This window comes from Candidatus Cardinium hertigii, assembly GCF_050864915.1.
Taxonomy (GTDB): domain Bacteria; phylum Bacteroidota; class Bacteroidia; order Cytophagales; family Amoebophilaceae; genus Cardinium; species Cardinium hertigii_D.
This window is the reverse complement of sequence record NZ_JBOZWY010000001.1, coordinates 60,631-86,622: the sequence shown is the minus strand read 5'-3', so window position 1 is coordinate 86,622 and position 25,992 is coordinate 60,631. Positions and strand designations below refer to the sequence as shown.

General features: G+C 36.5%; 13 protein-coding genes. 3 read left to right on the top strand and 10 right to left on the bottom strand.

The genetic code is table 11. The features are described from left to right. Positions 1-140: 140 nt before the first annotated feature. From uvrA to ACRRVD_RS00270, 10 genes are all read right to left on the bottom strand, one after another. Positions 141-2,945, bottom strand: coding sequence for an excinuclease ABC subunit UvrA (uvrA, locus tag ACRRVD_RS00315; protein ID WP_432461199.1), 2,805 nt, complete (start codon positions 2,943-2,945; stop codon positions 141-143). Positions 2,946-2,958: 13 nt separating this feature from the next. Further along, the gene (mscL, locus tag ACRRVD_RS00310) at positions 2,959-3,321 is read right to left on the bottom strand and encodes a large conductance mechanosensitive channel protein MscL (protein ID WP_432461198.1); all 363 of its coding nucleotides are present in this window, start codon (positions 3,319-3,321) and stop codon (positions 2,959-2,961) included. A gap of 123 nt (positions 3,322-3,444) precedes the next feature. After that, positions 3,445-5,928, bottom strand: coding sequence for a hypothetical protein (locus ACRRVD_RS00305; protein ID WP_432461197.1), 2,484 nt, complete (start codon positions 5,926-5,928; stop codon positions 3,445-3,447). A gap of 164 nt (positions 5,929-6,092) precedes the next feature. Beyond that, positions 6,093-6,494 carry a GPW/gp25 family protein gene (locus ACRRVD_RS00300; RefSeq protein WP_432461196.1) on the bottom strand — a complete coding sequence of 134 codons (402 nt, stop codon included), beginning with the start codon at positions 6,492-6,494 and terminating at the stop codon, positions 6,093-6,095. 28 nt (positions 6,495-6,522) lie between these two features. After that, entirely contained in the window at positions 6,523-6,831 is a 309-nt protein-coding gene (locus ACRRVD_RS00295; protein ID WP_432461195.1) for a PAAR domain-containing protein, read from the bottom strand. A 55-nt stretch (positions 6,832-6,886) separates the two neighbouring features. Further along, positions 6,887-8,740, bottom strand: a complete 1,854-nt coding sequence (gene vgrG, locus ACRRVD_RS00290) for a type VI secretion system tip protein VgrG (RefSeq protein ID WP_432461194.1) — start codon at positions 8,738-8,740, stop codon at positions 6,887-6,889. A 300-nt stretch (positions 8,741-9,040) separates the two neighbouring features. Beyond that, a complete protein-coding gene (locus tag ACRRVD_RS00285) occupies positions 9,041-15,655 on the bottom strand; it encodes a PD-(D/E)XK nuclease domain-containing protein (RefSeq protein WP_432461193.1) in 6,615 nt (2,204 codons plus the stop codon). A 375-nt stretch (positions 15,656-16,030) separates the two neighbouring features. After that, entirely contained in the window at positions 16,031-16,534 is a 504-nt protein-coding gene (locus ACRRVD_RS00280) for a hypothetical protein (RefSeq protein WP_432461192.1), read from the bottom strand. Between the two features lie 468 nt (positions 16,535-17,002). Then, positions 17,003-18,388: an ankyrin repeat domain-containing protein gene (locus tag ACRRVD_RS00275; protein ID WP_432461191.1), complete on the bottom strand. Its 1,386-nt coding sequence runs from the start codon at positions 18,386-18,388 to the stop codon at positions 17,003-17,005. Between the two features lie 327 nt (positions 18,389-18,715). Further along, a complete protein-coding gene (locus ACRRVD_RS00270) occupies positions 18,716-18,892 on the bottom strand; it encodes an integrase core domain-containing protein (protein WP_432461190.1) in 177 nt (58 codons plus the stop codon). Positions 18,893-18,942: 50 nt separating this feature from the next. Here ACRRVD_RS00270 and mfd point away from each other — a divergent pair, with 50 nt between their 5' ends. The 3 genes from mfd to miaB all read left to right on the top strand — a co-directional run bounded on the left by mfd (position 18,943) and on the right by miaB (position 25,992). Further along, a complete protein-coding gene (gene mfd, locus ACRRVD_RS00265; RefSeq protein WP_432461189.1) occupies positions 18,943-22,332 on the top strand; it encodes a transcription-repair coupling factor in 3,390 nt (1,129 codons plus the stop codon). 88 nt (positions 22,333-22,420) lie between these two features. Beyond that, positions 22,421-24,421: an acetate--CoA ligase gene (gene acs, locus ACRRVD_RS00260; RefSeq protein WP_432461188.1), complete on the top strand. Its 2,001-nt coding sequence runs from the start codon at positions 22,421-22,423 to the stop codon at positions 24,419-24,421. Between the two features lie 119 nt (positions 24,422-24,540). Further along, complete coding sequence (miaB, locus tag ACRRVD_RS00255) at positions 24,541-25,992, top strand: tRNA (N6-isopentenyl adenosine(37)-C2)-methylthiotransferase MiaB (protein WP_432461187.1); 1,452 nt, start codon at positions 24,541-24,543, stop codon at positions 25,990-25,992.

Here is a 25,992-nt window from a genome sequence, read left to right as displayed (position 1 = left end):
ATATATAATTATATATTATCCAAACAAGGTAGATTAGCTACGGCTGATCTGTAGTATATTATAGAGTTATATCAAAACCGTTCGAAAAAACATTTGCTCTAACAATAATAATATAAAAAAAAATACCATGCAACTATTTGTTACATTTTTTGCTTTAAATAATAGGCGGTATGGTTGTCATTTTGTTGGATCAATGCTTCGGGACTACCGGTAAATACCACTTTACCGCCTTGCTGGCCTCCATCAGGGCCTAGGTCAATAAGCCAATCGGCGCTTTTGATTACATCGATATGGTGTTCAATGACGAGCGCGGTATGCCCCTGTGCAATTAAGGCCTGAATGGCCTCCAACAATTGCGCTACGTCGTGCATATGGAGGCCGGTGGTGGGCTCATCAAATATAAATAATAGGGGCTGATCGGTTAATTCTTTTTCTAAATAATAGGCCAACTTAAGCCGCTGCGCTTCTCCTCCACTTAGGGAACTGGAAGATTGTCCCAATTGGATATAACCCAATCCTACTTTTTGTAAAACTTTTAATTTATGTGCAATAAGGGGTTGATCGGCAAAAAAAAGCAATGCTTCGTCTACGGTCATGCTGAGTACTTGGACAATGCTTTGACCAGAATAGGTTACCTCAGCTATTTCAGCTTTAAATCGACTTCCTTTGCAACGGCCACAGGGTAGGTAAATATCTGCCATAAATTGCATGTCTATCTTTTCCTGCCCTTCCCCTCGACAGTCAGGGCATTGCCCTTTTTCGGAATTAAAAGAAAAATGACCCGACTGATAGTGGCGGGAACGGGCGGTGGTGGTTTGGGCAAAAAGGTCTCGAATGGGGTCATAGAGCCCTAAATAGGTGGCGGGGTTGGAACGAGAGGATTTGCCCAATGGATTTTGGTGGACCAACTCTACGCCCTGAATGGCGGCTAGATCGCCTCCCAATAGGGTGAGGGTGGACTGCGCTAAAAGGGGTGAGGGGTTGGTCAGGTGTTGCACTAAAGCAGGATAAAGGACTTCTTTGATTAGGGTGGATTTGCCTGATCCACTGACGCCTGTGACGACCGTTAATACTTCTAAGGGGATGCTGACGCTGACCTGCTGTAGGTTGTGCAGGGTGGCGTTTTGAATATGTACAGCATGCTGCCAAGTGCGTCTGTGACTGGGCAATGGAATGGCAGCGATGCCATTGAGGTATTGTGCGGTATGGGTAGTCGCTTGCTGCAAGGCTGAAAAGGGACCCTGAAAAACCAACGTGCCTCCACCGGAACCTGCTTGAGGGCCTATCTCAATAAGGGTGTCGGCGGCACGCATGACCAATTCTTCATGCTCTACAACTACAACGCTGTTGCCTTGATTTTTTAAATTTAAAAGCAACGCTACCAACTGATCGGTATCGCGGGGATGGAGGCCAATGGTGGGTTCATCTAGAATGTAAATGGTGCCAAAAAGGGGACTGCCTAATGCAGTGGCCAATTTAATGCGTTGATGTTCTCCGCCAGATAGGGTGGCAATGGGTCTACTCAGGGTTAAATAGGCTAAGCCAACTTGGGCGATATAATGGAGCCTGTTTTTGATTTCTACTACGATTCTTTGGGCAATGGCTGCTTGGCGTGGGGTAAGGGATAATCGATCAAAAAAAGGAATTAAGTCATGAATGGGCATCAACAATAGATCAACCATCGAATGGTTATGGATTTTAATGTAATGGGCATCTGCACGTAGACGGCTGCCCCGGCAAGCCAAACAGGTGGTCTTTCCGCGGTAACGGGATAGTAAAACCCGATATTGTATTTTATCGGTTTGCGTAGCGCAAAAGTCAAAAAATCGATCAATACCTACAAAATCTCCTTGTCCTTGCCATAGCAATTTTTGTTGTTCTGGCGTCAAGCGGCTATAAGGGAGGTCAATGGGAAAAGAAAAGGCTGCATCGGCAGCCAAAAGGGGAGCCAACCACTTACGCATAATGGGGCCACTCCAGGGGGCAATGGCCCCTTCTACTACGGAAAGGGCTGGGTTGGGTACCACTTTACAGCGGTCTATGCCGATCAATTGCCCGAGGCCTGAACAGCTTTTACAAGCGCCATGGGGGGTGTTAAAACTAAAAAAAGAAACGGTAGGGAGGGTAAAAGTGATACCATCTAATTCAAATCGATCTGAAAAAGATTTTTGCACCCCTCCAATGAGCACTACGACCAGGTAGCCCATGCCTTCGAAAAAGGCAGTTTGAACAGAATCTGCTATTCTATAGGAATAGGTCTGATCGGTTTTGGTGACAATCATACGGTCTACCAGCCCATAAATGGGCTGGTCTAATGAGAGAAAGGTGTTTCCTGCCAATAGCTCTTCTATCCAAAAAAGTAGATTCCCTTGCATGACTCTGGTAAATCCTTTGCCTTGTTCGACTTTTAACTTTTGGATTAAGGCGGCTTGATCGGCTACTACTATGGGATAGAGGATCCATACTTTGGTACCATCTGGCTGTTGTTGAATGTAGTCTACTACATCGGAAACGCTATCTTTTTTGACTGGTTGTCCACTGATGGGAGAATAGGTTGTGCCAATACGGCTATAGAGTAAACTAAGATAGTCACAAAGCTCTGTAAGGGTACCTACGGTAGAACGCGGATTTTTATTGGCGACATTTTGCCGAATGGCAATAGCTGGAGAAAGGCCTTGAATGGCATCCACTGGAGGCTTTCCCATTTTACCTAGAAACTGGCGCGCATAGGCGCTAACGCTCTCTATGTACATACGCTGCGCTTCTACAAAAAGAGTATCTAAGACCAAAGAGGATTTGCCGGAACCAGATAATCCTGTAACGACTACTAGCTGATTGCGTGGAATGGCTACATTTACTTTTTTAAGGTTATGTATGCTGGCGCCCTTTATAATAATAAAATCTTTGGGACTAAGCTGATCTAAGTCTAATGAATGGCAGTGCATAAATGGTATAAAGCTACTTTTTTAGCGCATCTCTTATTTCCCTCAAAAGTTTTTCCGTAGAGCCATCTACATCGGCTGCTTCCTCCGACTCTTTAAGACCATAGAGCAGTTTTGCTAAGATAAAAACAACCAAACTAATGACGAAAAAGTTGAGCAGCGCTGCGGCAAAATGGCCAATCTTAATACCTGGACCAATTACTATGGAGGACCAATGTTGATCGGCTTTGGCCAATAGTGGGTGGACCATAGGCATAAAAAGATCTTCTACTACTGCAGTAACCATCTTACCAAATGCACTGCCCATAATAACCCCTACCGAGAGGTCTATTACATTGCCTTTAAAGGCAAATTTTTTAAATTCTTCTATAAAAGACATAATTGGATTGGATCTATAGATGATTGGATCATACCAGAAGCTGCTTTAAATATAATGGTATGGCTCTACAGATACAATAGCCTGGTCCTACGGGAAATGGATGGAGGCTATTCTGTTTTATGGCTATGGCTTTGTTTTATTACTATAAAGCGTTATAAGATCCATAAGTACTTTGGCTGCGCCATCTATTGCTATTTTATCGGGAGTCGGATCAATTTTTAATTCTATCCATGCCTTATAGGCCTGTTCGAACCTTTCCATATCTTCAAAATCCAACCACAAAATATTGGTAAGTATATGGGCAGGTCCTTCTATGATAACCATTTCTTCTATGGCATGCCTAAATACAGATTGCTGAAATCTAGCCGGCCACGCCGGAAAAACCATGGTCATGGTAAATGAATAAGGGTCTTGCGCTGTGTTTAATGTATCTGCACTCCTAAGCAAAATATGTTCTATTAAATGAAATCCTTCACATGCTTCATTTAAGGATCTAAACAATTCTAAGCTTTGCTGTACAATAGCTTCTGCTTGCTCAATCTCCATAATGGGCTTAGCAGCGGTGATGAGCTCAATGGTTTGCGTTTTTGCTTTGTCTACATAAAGTAGAATGTTATACACCCCATTGCCTTTTTTAACAATATTGTAATATTTTTCATCGATCGCATAGGACATCACTAAGGATTGTATGTTTTCATATTTTCCTCTAAAGATCAACATCTCATCGTTTTCTTTCTGCGAATGGTTTCCTAGGAAAAGATCTAAAGTATACTGCATAGCACTTTTTTCTAAGTACATACTATGCTTAACTACCTGATGAAAAAGACGTTTTTCTAAACTTTTAATGCCTAAATTGCGGTAAATGCGTCGCTTAAAACCAGATGGTATATAATCCATCCAACTGTTGACCGCATTGGCTGTTATATGGGCAGCTCGGTTTCTATCTCTACTGATGGCAATGTAATCTTTTAGAAAAAGTGCTTTATTCGCATTCAATGTATCCAATTGTTTTGCTTCACTTTTAGGATAGTGGAAGAGTGAGTAGATGGTAAAACGCTCTGCAAAATAAGACAATAAATGGTCTAACATCCTTGATCGCTTGTCTAAGCTTCGAATATCGCTTTCCAATGTACTATTTATGTAGGCGCAATAGGCTTTAGCGGTTTCATCAGACTCAATTTGATCTTCAACAGATGGAGATACTATTTTATTTTTTATATCTAAATACTTTCTTTGTACTACAAAATCAAGATCACTACCTGGATCACTTGCTTTAGTAGGCTGTTTGATAATGGTGTGCATACGAGGTACCTCCAAGGGTAATCTGCTATTCGGCTTGTTATACTGTTCGCTATAGATAGACATAGTGTGCTTGACATTGGACAACTGAACCAAATAATTGGCAAAAAGTTGGTCAAAAAACATCAAAAAACCTTTTAATTGTTTTGCTTTAGCATGGTTTTCAATTGTTTCAGATGGAGTACACCCTTCGTGGCCTACATTATAGAGTAAGGGAAAATCTTGCTGTATGGAGACATGGTCTTCTAAATACCTATAGTTTCCTTCTAGCACAAAGACATCCTCTTCTTGTACATAGACTTTTTTTAAAGTACCTCTTCCTTTCATATTTTCCAGTATATCAAGGACTTTTTCCCAATTTGTCGTCCAAGGTAGGCCATTATAATGAAGGATAATTTCACTGTGTGGAAGGTCAAGTACTAAAGATCGATCTGGTAAGATGGGTATGGTAATACTGCTTGTTCTCGCATTTTTTTCATGAATAAAAAGCTCAAAGTTCAATACATTTTTAATATTAACTATTTTAGTGGCTTGTTCTAAGAGTTCGACTGCATAAATTATAGACCTGCTTTTCAGATAAATTAACTCTTCTTGATCTATAAAACCTTGGTTGAGCAATGGCCCTGTAAAAATTTGATCTATGGTTCTGCCTTTGTCTAGCAATTGGCTGATACTATAAAAAGGGACACGGGGGGACAAAAATTCTTGCAAAGCAAATAATATCTGGGCAATCATTGTTTCGCCCTCTTCATACCCCAAGCAATGGGCTACTTCAAAGGTTGCTTTAACGCTAATAGGCAGTGTTTCCATGGCCTGAATAAGAAAGAAATCTTCACATAGATTTCTTTGCGGATATAATCTTTGCTGAATGACCCGCAAAACTTCTTGTTCTTGTGCGGTGTGACGGATGCGTTCTTCGACATTTACAAAAATCTTATATCCACCTTTGATTTCTTTTGGTCCATCACTTAAAAAGATGTCTGCGTTTTTTACACCTGGAACATCCAGCACAATTTTTAAAAAGTCCCACTGGGTAAGTGGATTACAAGGCAGAATTTCTTCAGCTTTGTAAAATGGTTGCTCATGGGTATGGGCTACTGTATCAGGATTTTTGGCCCATATGTCTTCTATATAGAAGTTGGTTCTATATTGTAGATCCATAATTGCAAAGGCCAATACTTCTAAAATGGTGATCCCAGGGTCATGGTCTCCATAGTCTGTCCATTTCTTTCCTGCTAATGCTCGTATATAGGCAATCCCTTGTTCCTTTAAGAAAGGATAATCAATGTCTTGTGGACTATTTTCCATAGTACGTATCTATAAATAATGCTGATTTTAAAGTTATAGTGAATAAAGTACAGCTAGCAGCATAACTATATAAAAGCTGTTTGTATTGCCGCATACTTACTTTTTATATGCCTGATTTGCTTAATGCTTAACCATCTGTTTACATACTATTTATGGGCAAGATATTATTTATTAAATACAGGATGATAGCCATATTGGATGGTTTCTTCTATATTTAAGTCCTTTACTTTATAATTTACCTGAATATCAATTGTTCCTTCTTCATTAGAACTGGTCAATTTAATACCAACGACCTCTACCCTGGGTTCGTGTTCTGTAATGGTTTGCTTGATATTGTTTACCATAAAGGTTTCCAAGTTGAGATTTAATTGTTGAAAAGCAAGTGGGGTCAGATCACAACCATATTTATGTTCCATCATGCGCTCACCTACCCTAGTCCGCATTAAGATGATTAAACTTTCTCTGATATCATGTAGCCCGTTTACCATTTCTACGGTACTGCTATGGTGGTTAAAAGAAGGTGGGAACTTCCATCCTATCCCCAAAAAATTATACTCATTTTCCATACATTTCTTTTTTATCTATTTGTATATTTCATCCACCAATTATTACAGTAGGGCATCCTTGTAGTATGGTTCCACCCATACCTGTTGTATCGCCTAAACGTGCAGCAGGCTTACTACCTATTAAAACTGTTAAAGAGCCCCTCACAATGGTATCCGGATGGGGAGGTGGGCCATTACAAAGCATGGTGTCTCCCATTCTTGCTGCAGGGAGTTTGCCTATTAAAACCGTTGGACACCCCAATACAATCATTCCTCCAGTTACATGGGGAACAGGAGGAACCCCTGGTGTGATCATAGGACATATATGCTTATTTAATAATACAGCTGCAGGTGGCATAGTGTGCTAATTATTGTATATGATGTAATAGTAGAAAATCTACAAAATAATTTTATCAATTGATGAGTACAGTTGTACCCTTTATAATGGTGGCCATACTAGATTTTACTTCGGTACTGGCATTGCCACTTAGGGTAGCCTTCATGGAAGCTTGTGCATTGATGTTCATACTCTTCAGGTTTACATTTTGCATGCCACTTAGGACGATATCTTTTCCGGCTTGTATGCTGATACTGCCCCTTGCATTTAAATGAATATCTTTATTGCTGGTTAGATGGATCCCCGTATTGCTTAAAACAACTTTATTGCCATTCTGGTCCACTATTTCAATACTTTTTTGCTTATCTGATAGCTGAATAAGCGCTTTTTTAGCCGTTTTAATAATGATTTCAGGACCTTCTTTATCATCATGAAAAGTAAACTCTAATTTTTCTCTAGAAACAAAAGATTTAAAAACATTTTTAGGATCAACGGTTTTAGGTGATGGGTGTTTGCTGCTATGAAGGGAACCTAGAATAATAGGGAATCGAATATCGTCATTTACGAAACCTACTACTACCTCATCCTCCAATTCTGGAATAAAAAAAGCACCTGATGCTTGGGTAGCGTAAAACGAGGCCAAACGACACCAAATGCCCTCTTTGGGCTTGTCTTGTACCAACGGTAGATGTACTAAAATCCGATCATGTTTTTGAGGATCTTGTGTAATTTGTTTTACTACACCGAGTTGTAGGCCATGCATAGGGGGCATCATACCTGCTGCTGGAAGTGCGCCAATGTCATGGTATTTGTGCATGTAGCGCTGTGCATCTAGTCCTAAGGTTAATGTGGTTTGCCAATTTCCATTGGATATAATATGCTGCATACCGGATACATAGGCATCTCCTGCAAAATGGGTTGCCCCCTTTTCAATGCTGATCATTCGATCATGATGCAATGCAGCATTACCTGAAACGGTAACGTTACCTTTTATTTTGGCTATTCTACTTCGGCTGAGCAAACCAGTTGCCAACGTTTTGAGCTCCAAAGGATCTAGTACACCGCTGTGGGATATTGTAACGCTACCTGTTTGGGTAGCAGCGGTTAATTTTTTATAGGAGATACTGCCCATAGACTGTTCACCTGGATCAGTTGCTTTTTCAGAAACTTTATTGTGCTTGGTACTGTCCCAAGAGTGCGCCGTAGCAGCTGACCATGGATCTTTTGCATCTATTTCAGCATCAAAATCAATAAAATCAACGCCATATGTATAGGTAAAGGAGCCTTTACCAGTTGCTTTTGGTTTTTTGATGGAGACTACACCATCATTTACTACAACAATTTGTCCATTGGCTTCAGCGCGAATATTTAAAAAGTCCCAATCGGATATTTCGTGCTGTGAAATATTTTCATGTACAATAGCAGTAGCTTCGATTTTATGGCTTAAGCCACTATATCCATTTAAGATCTTTTTAAAAAGGTCGCTATCTTTTATTTTTACAAAATGCATTGTTTTGGGTGCAAGGGTAGTTTTATAGGCAACATCTCTACAGGTTACGGTCAACGTAGAGCATCCCGTTGACCTAGATTGGATGGCCAATTTAGCTACTACACCTTCAAATAGTTGGGCTAAGCCATCGTCATAGCCAGCTTGTATCACAACAGTGGCACCAATGGTAAAAGTCTTATCATTGGCTATAGAAAAAGTTTGTGACTGAATGCTACCATCATGCAACACTATTTTTGCATAAGGAATTTTATTGATCCTTTTATCGACTATTATGGATTGTATAGGGTAACTTGTATCTAGGGTTTTACTGCCTATTCTTATAGCGTACTTAATAAAATCACCTGATATAGAAGCCATAGAGATAAAAAAATAAAGAAAAGAAAAGAAAAGATGGTTGTGCACGCCGTCTATGCAGGTCAACAATATGCTTGACATAGTAAGCCATTAGATATCAGCTACTCCCCTGACCTTTTATAGGCTCATTTGCTTACCGATCAGAGGGGTAACCTCAAATAGTAGAACAAATAGGCTGTATTGGATGCATCCATTTAATATAAACCTTTTAATCATATATAAGTAATAAAGTAAATAACAGGAGGATTTCCAAAAAAAATAGAGTATAAAGATGATTTTGAGGTTAAGTAGATGATAATCATGAAGTCTTTTTTAAAAGGTTGTATCGCGTCTTTAACTTTTTGTTCATTCGATTCCACTGATCCTTTATACAACTTTTTGGTAACCCTCCCATGTATTAAATATTTTTACTGACTCTGTATTTGTCATATTACCCATTGATATAGGATTTTGTTCATTTACATGATTCTGATTTATATTGCTACAATATTCTATATTATCACCTACATCTAAGGCTGAAATGGAATGCCATAGATGATCATATGAATATCTTGCATTGGGTTGTTTACCATCAACTTGCTGAACTTTTTGTTGTTGGTCATTAAGAGCATCAATATCGTATTTTAAATCTTTTGGTAGCCATTCAAGTTGCTCATTAAGCATTGAGATTGTTTTATATTCAGTACTATATTTTTTACTTAAAATTTCAATTTCTTTGATATGTTCTTGCAAATCTAATTTGGCATGTTGTAGATTATTTTTAATTACTTTACTATTAAATTTTATATCTTCTTTGCTTAATTTAAATGATAATTTTTCTAATTTTTGTATTAAGGATGCAATTTTTTTAATACTATCTTGCCACTCATTTTTTTGCTCAGGAGTAATTTCCACCATTTTATCAGACGATTCTGAACTAAATAACACTTTAGGATTAGTTACTGCTTTCCATATTAATAGACCTAATTGGTTAATATGCAAAACACGAAATAAACATAATGTAGCATATGATTTACTAGTTATATCTTCTAACCTATCAATAGGAGGTATATTGTATGGAGTGTAGATTATAGTGGTATGTTTTCCTGTACAATGCATAAATGGACGGTCATTATAATTCACACGATGACAATTTTTAACATTATAATTATCACCTCCTATAGAATAACCTTTATCTTGTATAGCATTAGTGCCTTGATGAATATTACTAAAGATTTGAGCCTGACCATGAGAAAAGGTACAAGTCATACCATCTCTAGTATATTCTTGATTGATAGCGTTCCAAATATACGGAACACATTTTATATATTGATTTTGAGTATTATATTTTTGATTTGAATATCCATATTTACTGTTAGGAACTGTATGATTATATTGTAATGCTGTATTACCTAAATCAAGTCTAACATGCGTACCTGATATTGATGTATGAAGGTAAGTATCAGATACAGTGTGTGTCATCTTTGCAGGATAGTTAAAACTAAAAAAGCCTATCATTTTTGACCATATATTTTTTACTATACTAATCGGAACAGATTCCAATCTAGAAGCACTAGAAGGTACATCTCTACGTCCTCTGTGATGTGCGCCAGCACTTTCTCCGTGATGATGGCGATGCTTGTGAGGATGCGCTAAGTCTAGTAGTTCTTTTACAGCAAGACTATTTATATCTTTTTGATTATCATTTATAAATTGCTCTATACCACTCAAGCTTGAAGTCATATTCACACGATCTATTATCATTTTAATGCACGTCTCTGGTAATAATGTACCAAAACAGCTATCATCTATCTTACGTAGATATGCTTTTTCTATATCTGGATATTTTAATAGCAATTCATTATATGACTTGAATGCTAGATATATCAATACTTCTGCAGCACTACGCTCTCCTATCCCATTATTTGTATCAATACTACCTCTGTTACGATAATGCAGTTCTGCTTCAAGGAAAGAATAGCCTAATTGATTATGATTAGGAAAGACATTTTCCGCATTAGATGGCATACAATGTGACATTAAGCCCTCTATGAGTTGCACTGTTATATTTCCATCTATTTTTTTATCTATTTCATTATTTAATTTTATTCTTGCTATAGTTGTATTGGATAGATAAATTCTATCAGGTTCTAATCCATTATCAAACTCAAAGATCAATATTTTATCTTTCCTATCTGTCCAATCATGTAGCTGAAGCATATTATCCTTGTATAGATTATCCTTATAAACAAAAGTATCGACCGTATAATTTTCTACTACTAAACGCTTAAGTGGCGTATCTTTAAACAGCAATACTGTTAATTTTTTATCACTTAGTATTAGATTATACTGTCTTAACGCATTACTATAATATGGAGTATGATTATATTTTGTAGTGGCTACATAGTTAAATCCATTGGTTAGATCTACTGCATATGTTTGAATAACACTATCATGCGGCTTTTCATAAGGCATATATGACGTTGCCATATGATGCAAATCAATTGTACTGATTACAGCATTTTTATATGCATAAAACTTTACATCTAACCATTCTTCGTTATTTGCATAGTAATCGGTTAAGATAATATTTAATCCATCAATATTATCAGCAGTTTGCTCTGTTATAAACAAATCATTCTCCTGTTGGTAAAGCAGAATATCTTTGTCCTCTATATCAATTGCTATATGTTTTTCGCTACTGAAGCATCTGAAAATATTTTTACTTAAATGCTTACGTAAAAATGGAATCAATGTTATTTCATCTTCTATTGCCAAGGGCATAAAAGTATCATTATTTTGATCTATTAATGCTATATGCTGATTTTCTTTATTTATAAAATAATCTAGAAGAGTAATATAGTTACTGAAAAGTAAATCCAATACAAGATGATTACCATTCCTACTTAGAATTATATCTGTTAATATTGATGGTATACTCAAGATATCAATCGCTAAATCTTTAGCATGATTCCTAATCGATAAGTCTAAATACTTCTTTGTTTGAGTTATCACATATAAATCGCTGCCTTCTCCTCCTGACATAAATATAGTATTACCATCATTTTGTATGATATCATTACCTACAGAACCAAATTGCCATAAATCATTATTTTTGTTTCTTAGTATACTAAATATATTATACTTATGCGTTGTATATGTAATATTTTGATAATGCTTTATCAACGTTTGCTCTTCAAGATTACTTCTTATATCAGCATATATTAAAAAATGATTTACATCATGGCTTTCTATAACGTTATCTAACCTTGGTACAATATTACTACCATGTTTATCTATGAATACATAACTTGTCCTATTAGTATTTGTAAGATAATTTTCTAACTCCAATACATACTGACCATTTTGTGATAAAGGTATATTGATTGTTAAGCCATTTCTTGAAGCATTGTATTTAATGCTTGTAGCATCCTTTAATAAGGATATGTTAGGAAATATTATGGTTTTTTGGCTGTTTACAGGCAAATTTATATTGGATTCAGCATAATTTGTGTTAAAATTTTTGCATTTTATATAAATAGTATAATTACCATTATCACCTGTAACTATAGTATTCGGTGATAGAATTACATTCCTACAGCCTATTATGCTATCTTTTTCACTATTATTTGGCCCACCACCGCTATCTATGGTAATATGGTTATGTGCTATATTATCATCGTATGTAGTGGAATTAGAATCTTTGCATACGATTTTATCTACTTTATTTGAATCACTAACATATTGAATCTTTTCAATAGGTAAAGTAGCAGATATGTGTGCCATACTACTATTAGTAGTAATATTCATCTGCGTTATACCACGTTCATACAGATATTCGATACTAATAGTACTATTTGATGGATTCCTCACATCAATTACATTTGTACTGCCAGAACCTAAATTAATTTTACCATGATATGTGTTATTTCGTATGTTGAATATATTATTTAAACTCTTTCCACCAGATATTTCTGTATTCCCTCCAAAAATATCAAATATATTATTATGTTCGTTACTAGCAACTACGTATCCAGCATTTACAAGATTTAAATCATATATAATATATTTACTTTTATTTCTAGTATCCGAATATTCTCTCTGTTTATAAGCCATTACTACTGCATTATCACATTCATAAACTGCATCAGCATTTGATTGAACAATTCCTTTTTCATAATCATTTCCTGTAACTTTAGGTAAACAAATCATGGTAACATTAGCAATAGATTTTGGTTGCACACGCGATAATGTATGATTAGTATTAGATTTTTTAGATAAATCTATCCTACTATAGGATGATTCTGTAATATAATTAGTGTGGTTATTACATTCTTTATAAGAATATGGACCTCCTGGTGCAAATGCTAGTCTTTCTTCACATTTTAAAAAATATTTAGCTTGTTCTTTACCGATTCCTATGGCATAGGCTACAACATCACTTGATTTGTTACTGAAGATCTTCCAAGCAGTTTGCGTTATATCATTAATTAGCTCATTCCTTGCAACCAAATGCTCTATATCTTCAGCCATGTTTTTTGATAAAATCGACCGCCAAAGTATACTCCAATCCTCCCCTAGTGTCGTATGATATCGCTTTTCATACGCTATAACATTACTAATACCATTATATATCCCTTGTCCTGCTAGTATAGACATACCTACTACCACTCCAACTGGTCCACCAGCTTCCATAACCGTTAGTCCTATACCAGAAGCAAACGAAATACTACTAAAACCGATCATAGCTATAGTATCTCTGATTTCTTTATCACTACATCGATTATCACTAGCCGCTCTGTTACGACATTCTATCAAAGAACTGATGGATATACCTATATCGATAATATCAAATATACCAATAAAGACACCAGCTCCAACTTTAGCCATACTAGGTGCATATTGTATTCCAATTTCTTGCATCATCTCTAGTTTATAGGGTAACATTTTTGATTGAATCAAATCATTATTAAAAAAGAACCTATCTACTGTTTTATATGCTATTGAAAGTGCTCTATTTTCAATGGGTTGTGATAAAAATGAATAGCCAAGAGAAGCGGTACTAAGAACGCAATTTTTTATATTTTCAGGATTCTCACAGGATATAATCGTTCCATATACGCCATGCATAAGTTGTAGCTTACCTGCTGCATTTACTAACTCCCATTTTAATGATAGACTGAATTCATCTTTATATATTATATGACGACCTATATCGTTAATCCTTTTTTGCTGTATATAGTTCTTATAGGATTTATATTTAACAACGGTATCTAACAATTTTTTATATTCAGGTTTACCTACTATTTTTCCCTCTCCTTTACCCTGTATCTCTTCTGCTAAGCTTGACAACTGACTGCTCTTTTCATCATCTTTCTCATGTTGCTTACTGTATTCTAAAAACTTTTTTGCGTCTATTTCAATCTCCTCAGGATTTCTTGTCTGACTACTACTGATCTTATCTACATCATCCCATCCTATCTTACATTCGGTTTCTCTTTTTCTCCTGCTATTACTCCCTAAACAGGGTTCTAAAATATTTTTATTTGGAATTTTTCGCTTACGTCCTTCCATATTTTCTTCACTACTACTTAGCTCATCTTCTTGTGATGAATGATCTATTGCATGTGATGAAAACGATACAGTCACTAAATCAGCATTTTTCCTATTACTATTGAATACGATTGTAACCCCTTTTGACTCTGGTAGATCTGTAACCAGTTTGGAAAATTTATTATATCCTTCTATTTGTTTATTACCATTAATAACCTGATTATTAGTATTTCCTTTATACTTCAACTCTATAATTGCATACCTTGTTTCTTGAGCATCATTATTTATCGTAAGAAATACTATATCTGCTCTACCATTTCCTGAAGTAACTTCTGAAAAGACTTTAATACGTTCACCATCTTTAAGTGTTTGATCTATCAACATACCATGGATGATGTGTTGTAAATCAGCTTCACTTTTTATAAACGATTCTAATGGTTTCAAAACATCTAATAATATAGTTTGGAAATTATTCGGTTTGGATCTCTTTGGCGATGGCGGTCTATCTGATTTAGAACCACTTGAATTTGAATCACCGTATATTGACTTAATCAATTCGTTTATCTCAAAAGAACCAATTTTTTTAAATTCACCTTTATATGAATTACCATTACGACGACTCGTTTTTTTATTGGTTTCTATCTGAATAGATTCAGACGTGAGATAATAGTTTTCCGGTGAATCCCCCTTATCCACTTCTTCACTAAAATATTTTGCACTAGGCTTTACCTTAATGGTAACTACATGTAGATTTTTAATACTTAGGTTGCTGTCAATAGGAACTATCTTATCTTTATCAAGATTCATACTTTTAGGATCATAAGATATTTTTGAGCGCGTACTATGTTCTCCATTACTCTCTACAATATTGAGTATTATACCCAGTTCTTTATTCTTTTTATGCAGTAGAATAGTGGTTACTTTTTGGCTAATAGATTCCAATTCATATTTAAATACATATCTATTGTCTATTAAATCAGGATTTAGTGTAATAGATTGTCCCAGTAATAGGTTGCGTAAAAAATGATAATCTTTACTCTTAATAGATGAGTAATACAAATGCTTGATTTGTTTTGCAATATTAACTCTAATCTCATCTTTTGACTTATTTTTATCAATATTATCTACTAAATCAGCTACTAAATTTCTTTCAAAAGTATCTATAAGCCTCGTTTCTACTTTTATATCAGTAACTTTTTGATCATTGGTATTATCTACTGTTTGACCATTTTTACCGTCTTTATTAAAGTCTACGCCTATTATCACTGCATCTTTTCGATTGGTTCTAATATTTGGTAAATTATATATGTAGCCATTACGGTCAATCTGTTCTATTGCTTTAATTGCTCCCTCTTTTGACTTTATTTCAACTAATATTACAACAGGTTCCTTTTTTTTACTACTTGCGAGATTGTTGTTGGTTTCTTCATTATCTAATTTGCGCGACAATATGATTAAATCAACATATCCCTTTCCTGCTATCCGTTCTACATGACAATCCAGTTTGTATTTATACTTATAGTTGCCTTCAAAAATCCATACATACTATGCCATGATATGATGCCTCTGATTGACCTAATACATTAGTATAATATTTATGCGATATATATATCCCCAAGGACTTTAAAAGTACTTTCTGTACCCTCTTTTAGAGGTATCTAAATCACTGGAACTTTTTTATTCAGATATCATCGAAATCTAAATCTTCAAAGTGCTTTTTAGACTTCTGTAAAAGTAAAATCTGAATTACTATTACCATGAAAGTTACTTTTATATTTATTCTCATGAACCTGCTTCAGGTAATACTTTTACCTTAAATCTTGATCATGTAAAAATATTTAATATTTGACCATCGATTTTATGATTATCTTTATTCAAAGATAATTTATGATATACCTCTTGTATTTCTTCAGCAGTGAATTGAATATTATCTGTATTCTTTGACTTAGGTGCAGTATTAATTATTACAAACTTTATTTTACGATTGATTTTCCCATTTATATTTTCCTCTATATTAAATACTAGTTTAAGACAACTAGATGATTGCTGATTATCTAACTTAAAGTATATATCTTTTATACTTAACTCATCCATTAACTTACTATAAGGTAATGTCAGTGCAGAGCCAAGAAAGAAATGAACGAAAAACTCTGGCTTTAGTGGTGAATGTATAGTTGGTACCTTAGAAAGTAATAAAGCCAATGACTCACTAAAACCTTGTGGGTTTTTTGGATTGGATACCTTGACATACTCACCTTGGCTAGAAGATACTATCTTATCATCAGTAAGTAATCGTTCTATTAACTCTTGTTTAGTATTTTGTGGCATATCGATGGTATTTATTTATTGACTGATATTACACAGATCAGGCTAATATATTCATTTAGCCCAATCAAATAGAGATGATTTATAAACTGAATTTGAGGTTAGATTTTTGAAAAATGGATTGAAAAGGCTTCTTGGGAGGAGTTGAATTTAAAAATTTAAATTTTAAACTAAATCACTTAAAAAGCTTAGACTAAATTAATCAAGATTAGTTAAATATATCACGCTGTTGATTATTTCCTTATAAAGTTTATAAAAGGATATTTGCTAACTACCTCATATATGAAACGCAATAGAACTTGTTCACTTACTTTGAGTAAACTAAAGATCATAAATAATATATATATGTATATGATTGGTTTACAACAACTTTAATACCGAGTTGACGTTAATTTAGGACTTATTACTTTTTTTATATACTTATTTTTATGTTAGGTTTATACTGTGAATACAGCATTATAATATTAAGTTCTAACTAGTAGCATTTGCATCAATAACGCTGGATTCTAGTAGACATTTGACTACCTGCTCATGACCCTCTGCTGTGGCAATATCTAGTGCCGTCTCACCATTATTATTTTTTGTATAAATATCAATACCTATTTCCTGTAGTAATACGCTAACTGTTCTTATACGATTATATATGGCTGCATAATGCAATGGGGTGTCTCCTTCATTATCTTTGGTATTTACATGAGCGCCTAATGATAGTAAGACGCTTATAATCTCTTCATGACCATATTGTATAGCACGATGTAGTGGAGTACTACCATAACTATCTTTTGAATTGATCTTAATACCTATAGCTTCTTTTTCTATGAGATTGTTAAATACGTTTATATTACCATTACATGCGGCATGATGAAGGGGAGTAGCATTATGATTATCTTCTATATTCACATCAGCTCCTGATGATAGTAATACGCTTACGATCTCTTCATGACCATATTTTATGGCACAATATAATGCAGTACTACCGGAACTATCTTTTGCATTGATATCAATGCCTGGAATTTCCAGTAGTGCTTTTACTACTTCTTTATAACCATATTTTGCAGAATGATGAAGGAGAGTAGCATTATCACTGTCTTTTACATGCACATCAGTACCTGCTGATAGTAGAACTTTTACTACTTCTTCATGACCACTATTTGAAGCAAGATGCAAGGGAGTATCTCCATTTCTATCTTTTGCATCGATGTGAATGCGAATAACTTTCAATAGAACTTTTACGACCTCTTCATATCCACCTTCTGCGGCATGATGCAGTGGCGTATATCCATTAATATTTCTTGCATGTATATCAATACCCTTAACTTCTAGTAACGCTTTAACTACTTCTATATGACCATTTTCTGATGCAGCATGAAGGGGGGTATTGTAATTAGAACCTATTTGATTAACCAAAATTCCCTCACTGCTTAGTAGCGTTCTAACTATTTCTATATGACCATGATGGGCTGCCAAATGAAGCGGAGTATCGCCATCACGAGTACCTTTATTTAGATCAATACCTGGAATTTCCAGTAGTGCTTTTACTACTTTTTCATGACCATATTTTGCTGCCAAATGAAGCGGAGTATTCCAAAGACGAGTACCTTTATTTACATCAATACCTGGGATTTCCAGTAGTGCTTTTACTACTTTCTCATGACCATTTTCTGCTGCCAAATGAAGCGGAGTACTACCAGAATAATTTTGTTTATTAAACTTAATTCCTTTGATTTTTAGTAGATTTTTGACTTCTCTTTCATTACCTATTTCTGCTGCAATATGTAGTGGGGTATCCCCGTACCTATTCCCCTTATTGACTAGGATACCTTCAGCCTGATTGGTACCTTCATGGATAGAATGCATACCATATCTAGTGAATTGATTACAAGCAGTACACGATAGAATACTGAAACCTATTACCCATAGGTAATGAGATTTTTTTTTATAGAATTGTAATATGTACATATTTTGTATGATCATTTACTTCTAATAATTTAATACTTTCAATAGTACAAAAATAAAATATAAAAGCCAATACTTTTAAAAAGTATTGGCTTTTATATTTCTCTCTAATTTATTGTCTCACTTTGGTAGAAAAACGACACACTAGAAGTGCGTCGTTTAAACATATTTAGGCTGTAAAGATGCTGTAGTGGACTAAAAAATTATAGTGCCCCCTAAAATAGGTTTCTAACAGTTAAAACCAGAATGAAATCTTTGATTATTATACCTAGTCATGTAACTATTAATTTCTTCTTTTAGCTCTTTAACGTTTTTAAAATCATTTACTAAAAAACAGCTATATTTTAATGTTTTAACAAATCTTTCCATTACAACGTGATCAATACTTCTTCCTTTGCCATTCATAGAGATCTCTATTTAAAAAAGTATTTGTAGATTTGCATGAGGCATCCTCTATGCAGTGTGGACATTTTATTTTGCAGCCCAACCGTAACGGTATGGGACATTTTGAATCGCTGATATCATCAAGAACCATTCTATCTTCATTAACCTTTATTTCAATCTTGCAGACCAAAGACCTTATAGCACTATACCAAAAAAAAGAAGTAGTCACCAAGCTTACAGACTACCTAAAAGAAGATCCAAAAGATAAAGCGCTCCATCTGCATGGTATACAAGGTAGCTTGGATGCTGTATTAATCGCCGCACTGCACCAAAGTTCTCGGCATTTACAATTAGTGGTAGTTGAAAACAAAGAAGAAGCGCTGGCTATGTATGGAGACCTAAATCAGCTATTGCCCAGCTGCGCTGTGCTGCGCTTACCCAGTTTAGAAGAACATAAGGATAAGTATAAAACGATTCAACACAAACGATCCGCCATCATACATGCTATAAACGAAAGTAAATCTGCAGCATTGATCGTCACACATATAGCCGCACTACTGGAAAAGATCTTAGAACCATCTCTAGTGGACACTATGGCTTACAAGATACAAGTAGATCAAACCCTGTCGATGCAAAGCTTGGAAAGCATGCTTAAACAAAAAGGATTTATAAAGGTAGATTTTGTATACCACATAGGTCAATTTGCAATACGTGGTGGCATTATTGATATATATGCGGTCAACCAAGCGTTCCCTTATCGAATAGAACTATGGGGAGATCAAGTTTCCACCATCCGTATTTTTGATCCAAAAGACCAAAAATCTTTTAAACAAACCAATGTGGCAACGATTGTATCCAACCCAGAAACGACAACGGAAAAACCATTGCGCTACACTTCTTTTGCTGTCTGTCTACCAACAGGCAGCTCCATTTGGCTAAAAAACAAAGCAAAAATAGTGGCACAGCCATCTGGCACAGCTACTCCATCAGCCCCTTCCCATACGCTAGAAACAATAGAAAATTTTATAACATCTATTGTACCCTTTCATCAAATCCTATTTGGATCGGTCGCATCTGTTATGGGAGATAACGATCTTATACTACACTGCGATACTGAAAAACAACCTCGCTTTCAACAAAATTTTAAACTTCTAGGCGCTGACCTCTACAAAAGAAAGCAGCAAGACTACGATGTGTATATTACAGCCGCTTCTGCAGGACAACTTGCACGACTCAAAACTATTTTAGCAGACACCTCTCCTACAACAACTTTTACCCCATTGTTGGTGGGTTTACGCGAAGGGTACATAGACCATACAGCCAAAATAGTCTGCTATAGTGATCATGAAATTTTTAATAGATACTATAGGTACCAACCACCCAAACCGCATACTACAACGGAAGCTTTACTAGCCGATGCATGCAGGAAACTAGAAATTGGTGATTATGTGGTACATAGTGACTATGGCATTGGCCGATTTTCTGGATTACATTCATTACACATCCATACACAGAAGCAAGAAGCCATCCGACTGATTTATAAAAACAATGATATGGTCTACGTAAACGTACACGAACTATACAAAATCAGCAAATATACCAGCAAGGATGGCACAACACCGCATATGCATACATTAGGGACTACTGCTTGGCAACGTAAAAAAAATAATGTTAAAAAACAGATCAAAGACATTGCCAAAGAACTCATTACACTCTATGCAGAACGAAAACAAACGAAAGGCTTTGCTTTTGGCAAAGATACTGTACTAGATGCTGCACTAGCCGCTTCTTTCTGCTATGAAGAAACGCCCGATCAAGCGATAGCCATTGATGCAGTGAAGCAAGACATGGAACGCCCCACCCCTATGGATCGACTGGTGTGTGGCGATGTGGGATTTGGTAAAACAGAAATAGCCATTCGTGCGGCTTTTAAAGCAGCAGCAGATGGCAAGCAAGTGGCTGTACTGGTGCCGACTACTATTTTAGCGCTACAACACTATAACTCTTTTATCAACCGGCTCTCTAATTTACCTGTTCATATTGGTTACATCAACCGATTTAAAACCAAACAAGAAATTCAGCAAACGCTTGCCGATACGGCTTCTGGGAAGGTGGATATTCTTATTGGTACACACAAACTGCTGACGAATAGTGTACAATTTAAAGATTTAGGGCTGTTGATTATTGACGAAGAACAAAAATTTGGTGTAAGTGCGAAAGAAAGATTGAAAAAGATCCGTTTGAATGTAGACACACTCACTTTAACTGCTACACCTATTCCACGCACGCTTCATTTTTCACTGATGGGCGCTAGGGATTTAAGTATACTTACTACCCCTCCTAATCATAGACTGGCTATCCAAACAAAGGTGCACCGCTTCGATTTTAAAATCATCCAAGAAGCCATAGAAGATGAAATGGCGCGTGGAGGACAAATTTTTTTTGTACACAATAGGGTAAGCAATATCGAGACTATAGCGCAAAATTTATCAGACTTACTGCCGACTGCACGCATCTGTGTAGCCCATGGTCAAATGGCCGGATCTATGCTGGAGGAAAAAATACTACAGTTTATGATAGGCCGCTACGATATACTGGTAGCCACCAATATTATAGAATCTGGAATGGATATACCTAACGTGAATACCATTATCATCAATGATAGCCATCTTTTTGGCCTTGCTGATTTACATCAAATGCGTGGAAGAGTAGGTCGTTCTAATGTGCAAGCTTTTTGCCATTTATTGATTCCAGAAGAGACAACCCTTAGGCCAGAAGCAAAACTACGACTAGCTGCATTAGAAGAATGTTCCGCATTAGGAGATGGTTTTAAACTGGCTATGAGGGATCTAGACATACGTGGCGCAGGGGATCTACTAGGTGCAGCACAAAGTGGCTTTATATCAGATATTGGTTTTGATACCTATTGTAAAATACTAGAAGAAACGGTAGAAGAGGTAAAACATACTGATTTTAAAACATTATTTTCCCAAGAAACCAAAAAGGTATACAACGAATGCTCCGTTGAAACAGACTGTGAAGCACTTTTACCACCTGAATATGTGGCTAGTACAACCCAGCGGATCACACTTTACACTAGGCTTAATGGGCTTAAAAACATCGATCAATTAACCGAATTTAAAAAAGAGTTAATCGATAGATTTGGTCCATTGCCTAGCCCTACAGAAACCTTATTGGAAACGATACAACTGCGATGGGAAGCAGAACGGATTGGGTTTCAAAAAATTTCATTCAAAGGCCAATGCCTACATTGCTACTTAGGGACTGATTTTCAAAAAAGAAATTTGAATATGTGGGAAAATATTATGCACTATATGCAACAACATCCAGCCTATTGCCAGCTAAAAAAAATGGATCAAAACTTGATACTGACGATTACTGCAGATTTGCATAGTGTCCTTTCAGCAAGAGATCTACTGGCCACTATAGCCATTCCTTAAAACTATATACAAAAATAAAAATCAATCATTTTATTGCCCTATAATTTAGATTGACTACTTTACACATGGATAGAAGAATTTTTAAAGCATGAAAAGCCTTACAACTGAAGCAGTCTACCTTCCTTCTGATGTCATTCAGAAAAGAGCTTATATTGCATCGTTGGATGCATATCTAAAAATATATAACGCCTCCATTAAAGATCCGGCGAAGTTTTGGGAAAAAATAGCTACAGAATTTTTTTGGAAAACGAAACCGGTAGGTCCATTTCTTAACTATAATTTTGACCCAAACAAGGGAGATATTTTTATAAAATGGATGGAAGGCGCTACCACCAACATTTGTTATAACCTGCTAGACAAACCGATTCAGGATGGCTATGGAGACAAGATTGCCTATTATTGGGAAGGCAATGAACCAGGTGAACAAAAGCAAATCACCTACCAAGCGCTGCTAAAGGCTGTTTGTAAATGTGCCAATGTTTTAAAGGATCTGGGGATAAAAAAGGGAGACCGGGTAGCCATTTATATGCCGAATACCATAGAGGCCATAATAGCTATGTTAAGTTGTACGCGGATTGGTGCGGTCCACGTTGTTGTTTTTGCAGGATTTTCAGCAAACGCACTAGCAGAACGGATCATAGCGGCACAAGCAAAACTCTTGATAACAGCTGATGGAACATTTCGGGGCAGAAAGTTTATTGCCCTCAAATCGATTGCAACCCAAGCATTGATGCAATGTAAGGCAGCTGGTCATCCACTGAAGCATTGTATCGTGTTTAATCGCTTGCAGACTACCCAAGAAATACCTGAGATTCCTTGGAATGACGCTATAGATTGCGCTTGGGAAAAATTGATGGCATCTGCATCAGAACTATGTACACCTGAGTGGGTAGATGGGGAAGATCCGCTATTTATACTTTATACAAGTGGTTCAACTGGCAAACCAAAGGGTGTGCTCCATACAACCGGCGGATACCTGTTATATACTGCAACGGTATTTAAATATGCCTTTGACTACCATCCAGAAGATATATTTTTCTGTTCTGGAGATTTAGGCTGGATTACAGGTCATACTTTTAATGTGTATGGTGCACTGGCCTGTAAAAGCACTTCTGTTGTATTTGACGGTATTCCAACTTATCCAGATGGGGGACGCTTCTGGGATTTGATTGATCGGTACAAGGTAACGACATTTTATACAGCCCCTACAGCGATTCGAACCCTTATGCAACTGCCCATTTCATATGTAACAAAATATAGTAGAGCCTCCTTGCGCATACTGGGTTCAGTGGGTGAACCAATTGATCCTTCATCTTGGCGCTGGTTTTACGAAATAGTGGGATCAAATCGTTGTCCCATCATTGATACCTTTTGGCAGACAGAAACAGGCGCGCCCATTATTTGTCCACTTCCTGGATCTACACCATTGAAGCCTGGCTCTGCTACACTCCCTTTTTGGGGCATTGTGCCCACAATCGTCGATGAAGATGGTATTGAAATTATAGGTCCAGGAAAAGGATATCTGGTGATCAAAAATCCCTGGCCAGGGATGGCAAGGACACTGGACGGAGATCATCAGCGGTTTCAAGCCACCTATTTTGAGCCATACCATGGATATTACTATACAGGAGATGGTGCAGAACGTGATGCAGATGGCTATTTTTGGATAACAGGTAGAACAGATGATATGCTGAATTGCTCTGGTCACTTGATATCAACCGCTGAAATTGAATCCGTACTGATGCAACATACCTCGGTAGCAGAAGCGGCTGCCGTATCGGCCCTACATGCTATAAAAGGTGAATCTATCCATTGTTTTATTGTCTTAAAACAGGAACAGCTATACAATCATGTAATGGAATCTGAGATCAAGTCCATCATTCGAAACCAAATAGGGGACTTTGCCGTTCCGGATCTGGTACAACCTGTACCGGCGCTTCCTAAAGTGGCTTCTGGCAAAATAATGCGCCGACTGCTCAGAAAAATAGTACGACAAGAAGTAGATTTAGGAGACACCTCCACACTAGTAGACCGCAATATTATTGATCAGATCCGCGCACTTACTTTACATAAGGCCAAGACGCTGTAATGCCCCCCTAGGGGCAATACTATCTATTTTGTATTTTTATATAGCTTTTAGCAAATTTTCATCTATGCTACTCAAAAGGCTTGCGATAGATTATTATATAGCAACATGATCCTATACACATGGAACAAAACACATTTATCTCTACAAATTGTTCTGCGGGAAAAATCCTATGCAAACCGCTTAGTACGCACAATACTCAGTTGCCTAGAAAGCTATATATAGAAAGCTACGGCTGTCAAATGAACTTTTCGGATAGTGAAATTGTGGCTTCTATTATGGCTAAACAAGGCTTTGTCTTTACAGATCAGCATCATGAAGCAGACCTTATTCTGATCAACACATGTGCCATTCGGGATAAAGCAGAACAGACCATCCGCAATAGGCTATTGCTTTTTAACCAACAAAAAATAAACCAACCAGATCTTATTGTAGGTATATTAGGATGTATGGCAGAACGGCTTAAAACGCAATTACTAGAAGAAGAAAAAGTAGTTGATTTGGTAGCAGGTCCAGATGCCTACAGAGATCTTCCCCGACTTATTAGTCAAGTAGATCAAGGGTATAAAGCAGTCAATACTTTTCTATCCAAAGAAGAAACCTATGCCGATATTGCCCCTATTCGCTTACATTCCAGTGGGGTAACCGCTTTTATCTCTATTATGAGAGGGTGCAACAATATGTGTTCTTTTTGTATTGTTCCTTTTACCCGAGGGCGTGAACGAAGCAGAGATCCCTATTCTATAGTCCAAGAAGCCAAAAAATTATTTGAAGCAGGGTATAAAGAAATTACGCTTTTAGGACAAAATGTAGACTCTTATAGCTGGCATCCATCTATCACATCAGCTACTAACCCAGTATTGAATAGAACCAACGATCAGATGATCCACTTTTTCCAATTACTGGCCATGGTGGCTGAAATTGACCCCACTTTAAGGGTACGTTTTTCTACCTCTCATCCCAAAGATATGACCGATGAAGTGTTGCATACGATGAAACGTTATCCCAATATCTGTAAGCACATTCACCTTCCTGTGCAAAGTGGCAATAGCCGCATCTTAGCGCTCATGAACCGTACCTATGATCGAGCATGGTATCTTGAAAGAATTCAGGCCATTAGAACTATTTTAGGTCCATCTTGTGCCATTTCTTCTGATATGATTGCAGGATTTTGCTCCGAAACAGAAGAAGAACATGGCGATACACTCTCTTTAATGGATGCGGTTCAATATGATTTCTCTTTTATGTTTTATTATTCCGAGCGTCCAGGTACATTGGCCGCTAGAAAATACCCAGACGATGTACCAGAAAGCGTTAAAAAGCGTAGGTTAAGTGAAATTATAACCAAGCAACGTGCACACGCCTTAATGCACAATCAAAAAAGCATAGATCAAGTTCATCAAGTGTTGATTGAAAAACGTTCCAAGAAATCGGAAGCATTTTTGCAAGGTAGAACCAGTCAAAATAAGATTGTTGTCTTCCCTAAAGGGAACTATACAATAGGTAATTACGTAAATGTACAGATTACAAATTGCAATGCAGCTACTTTATTTGGTACAGTAGTATCCCTATAA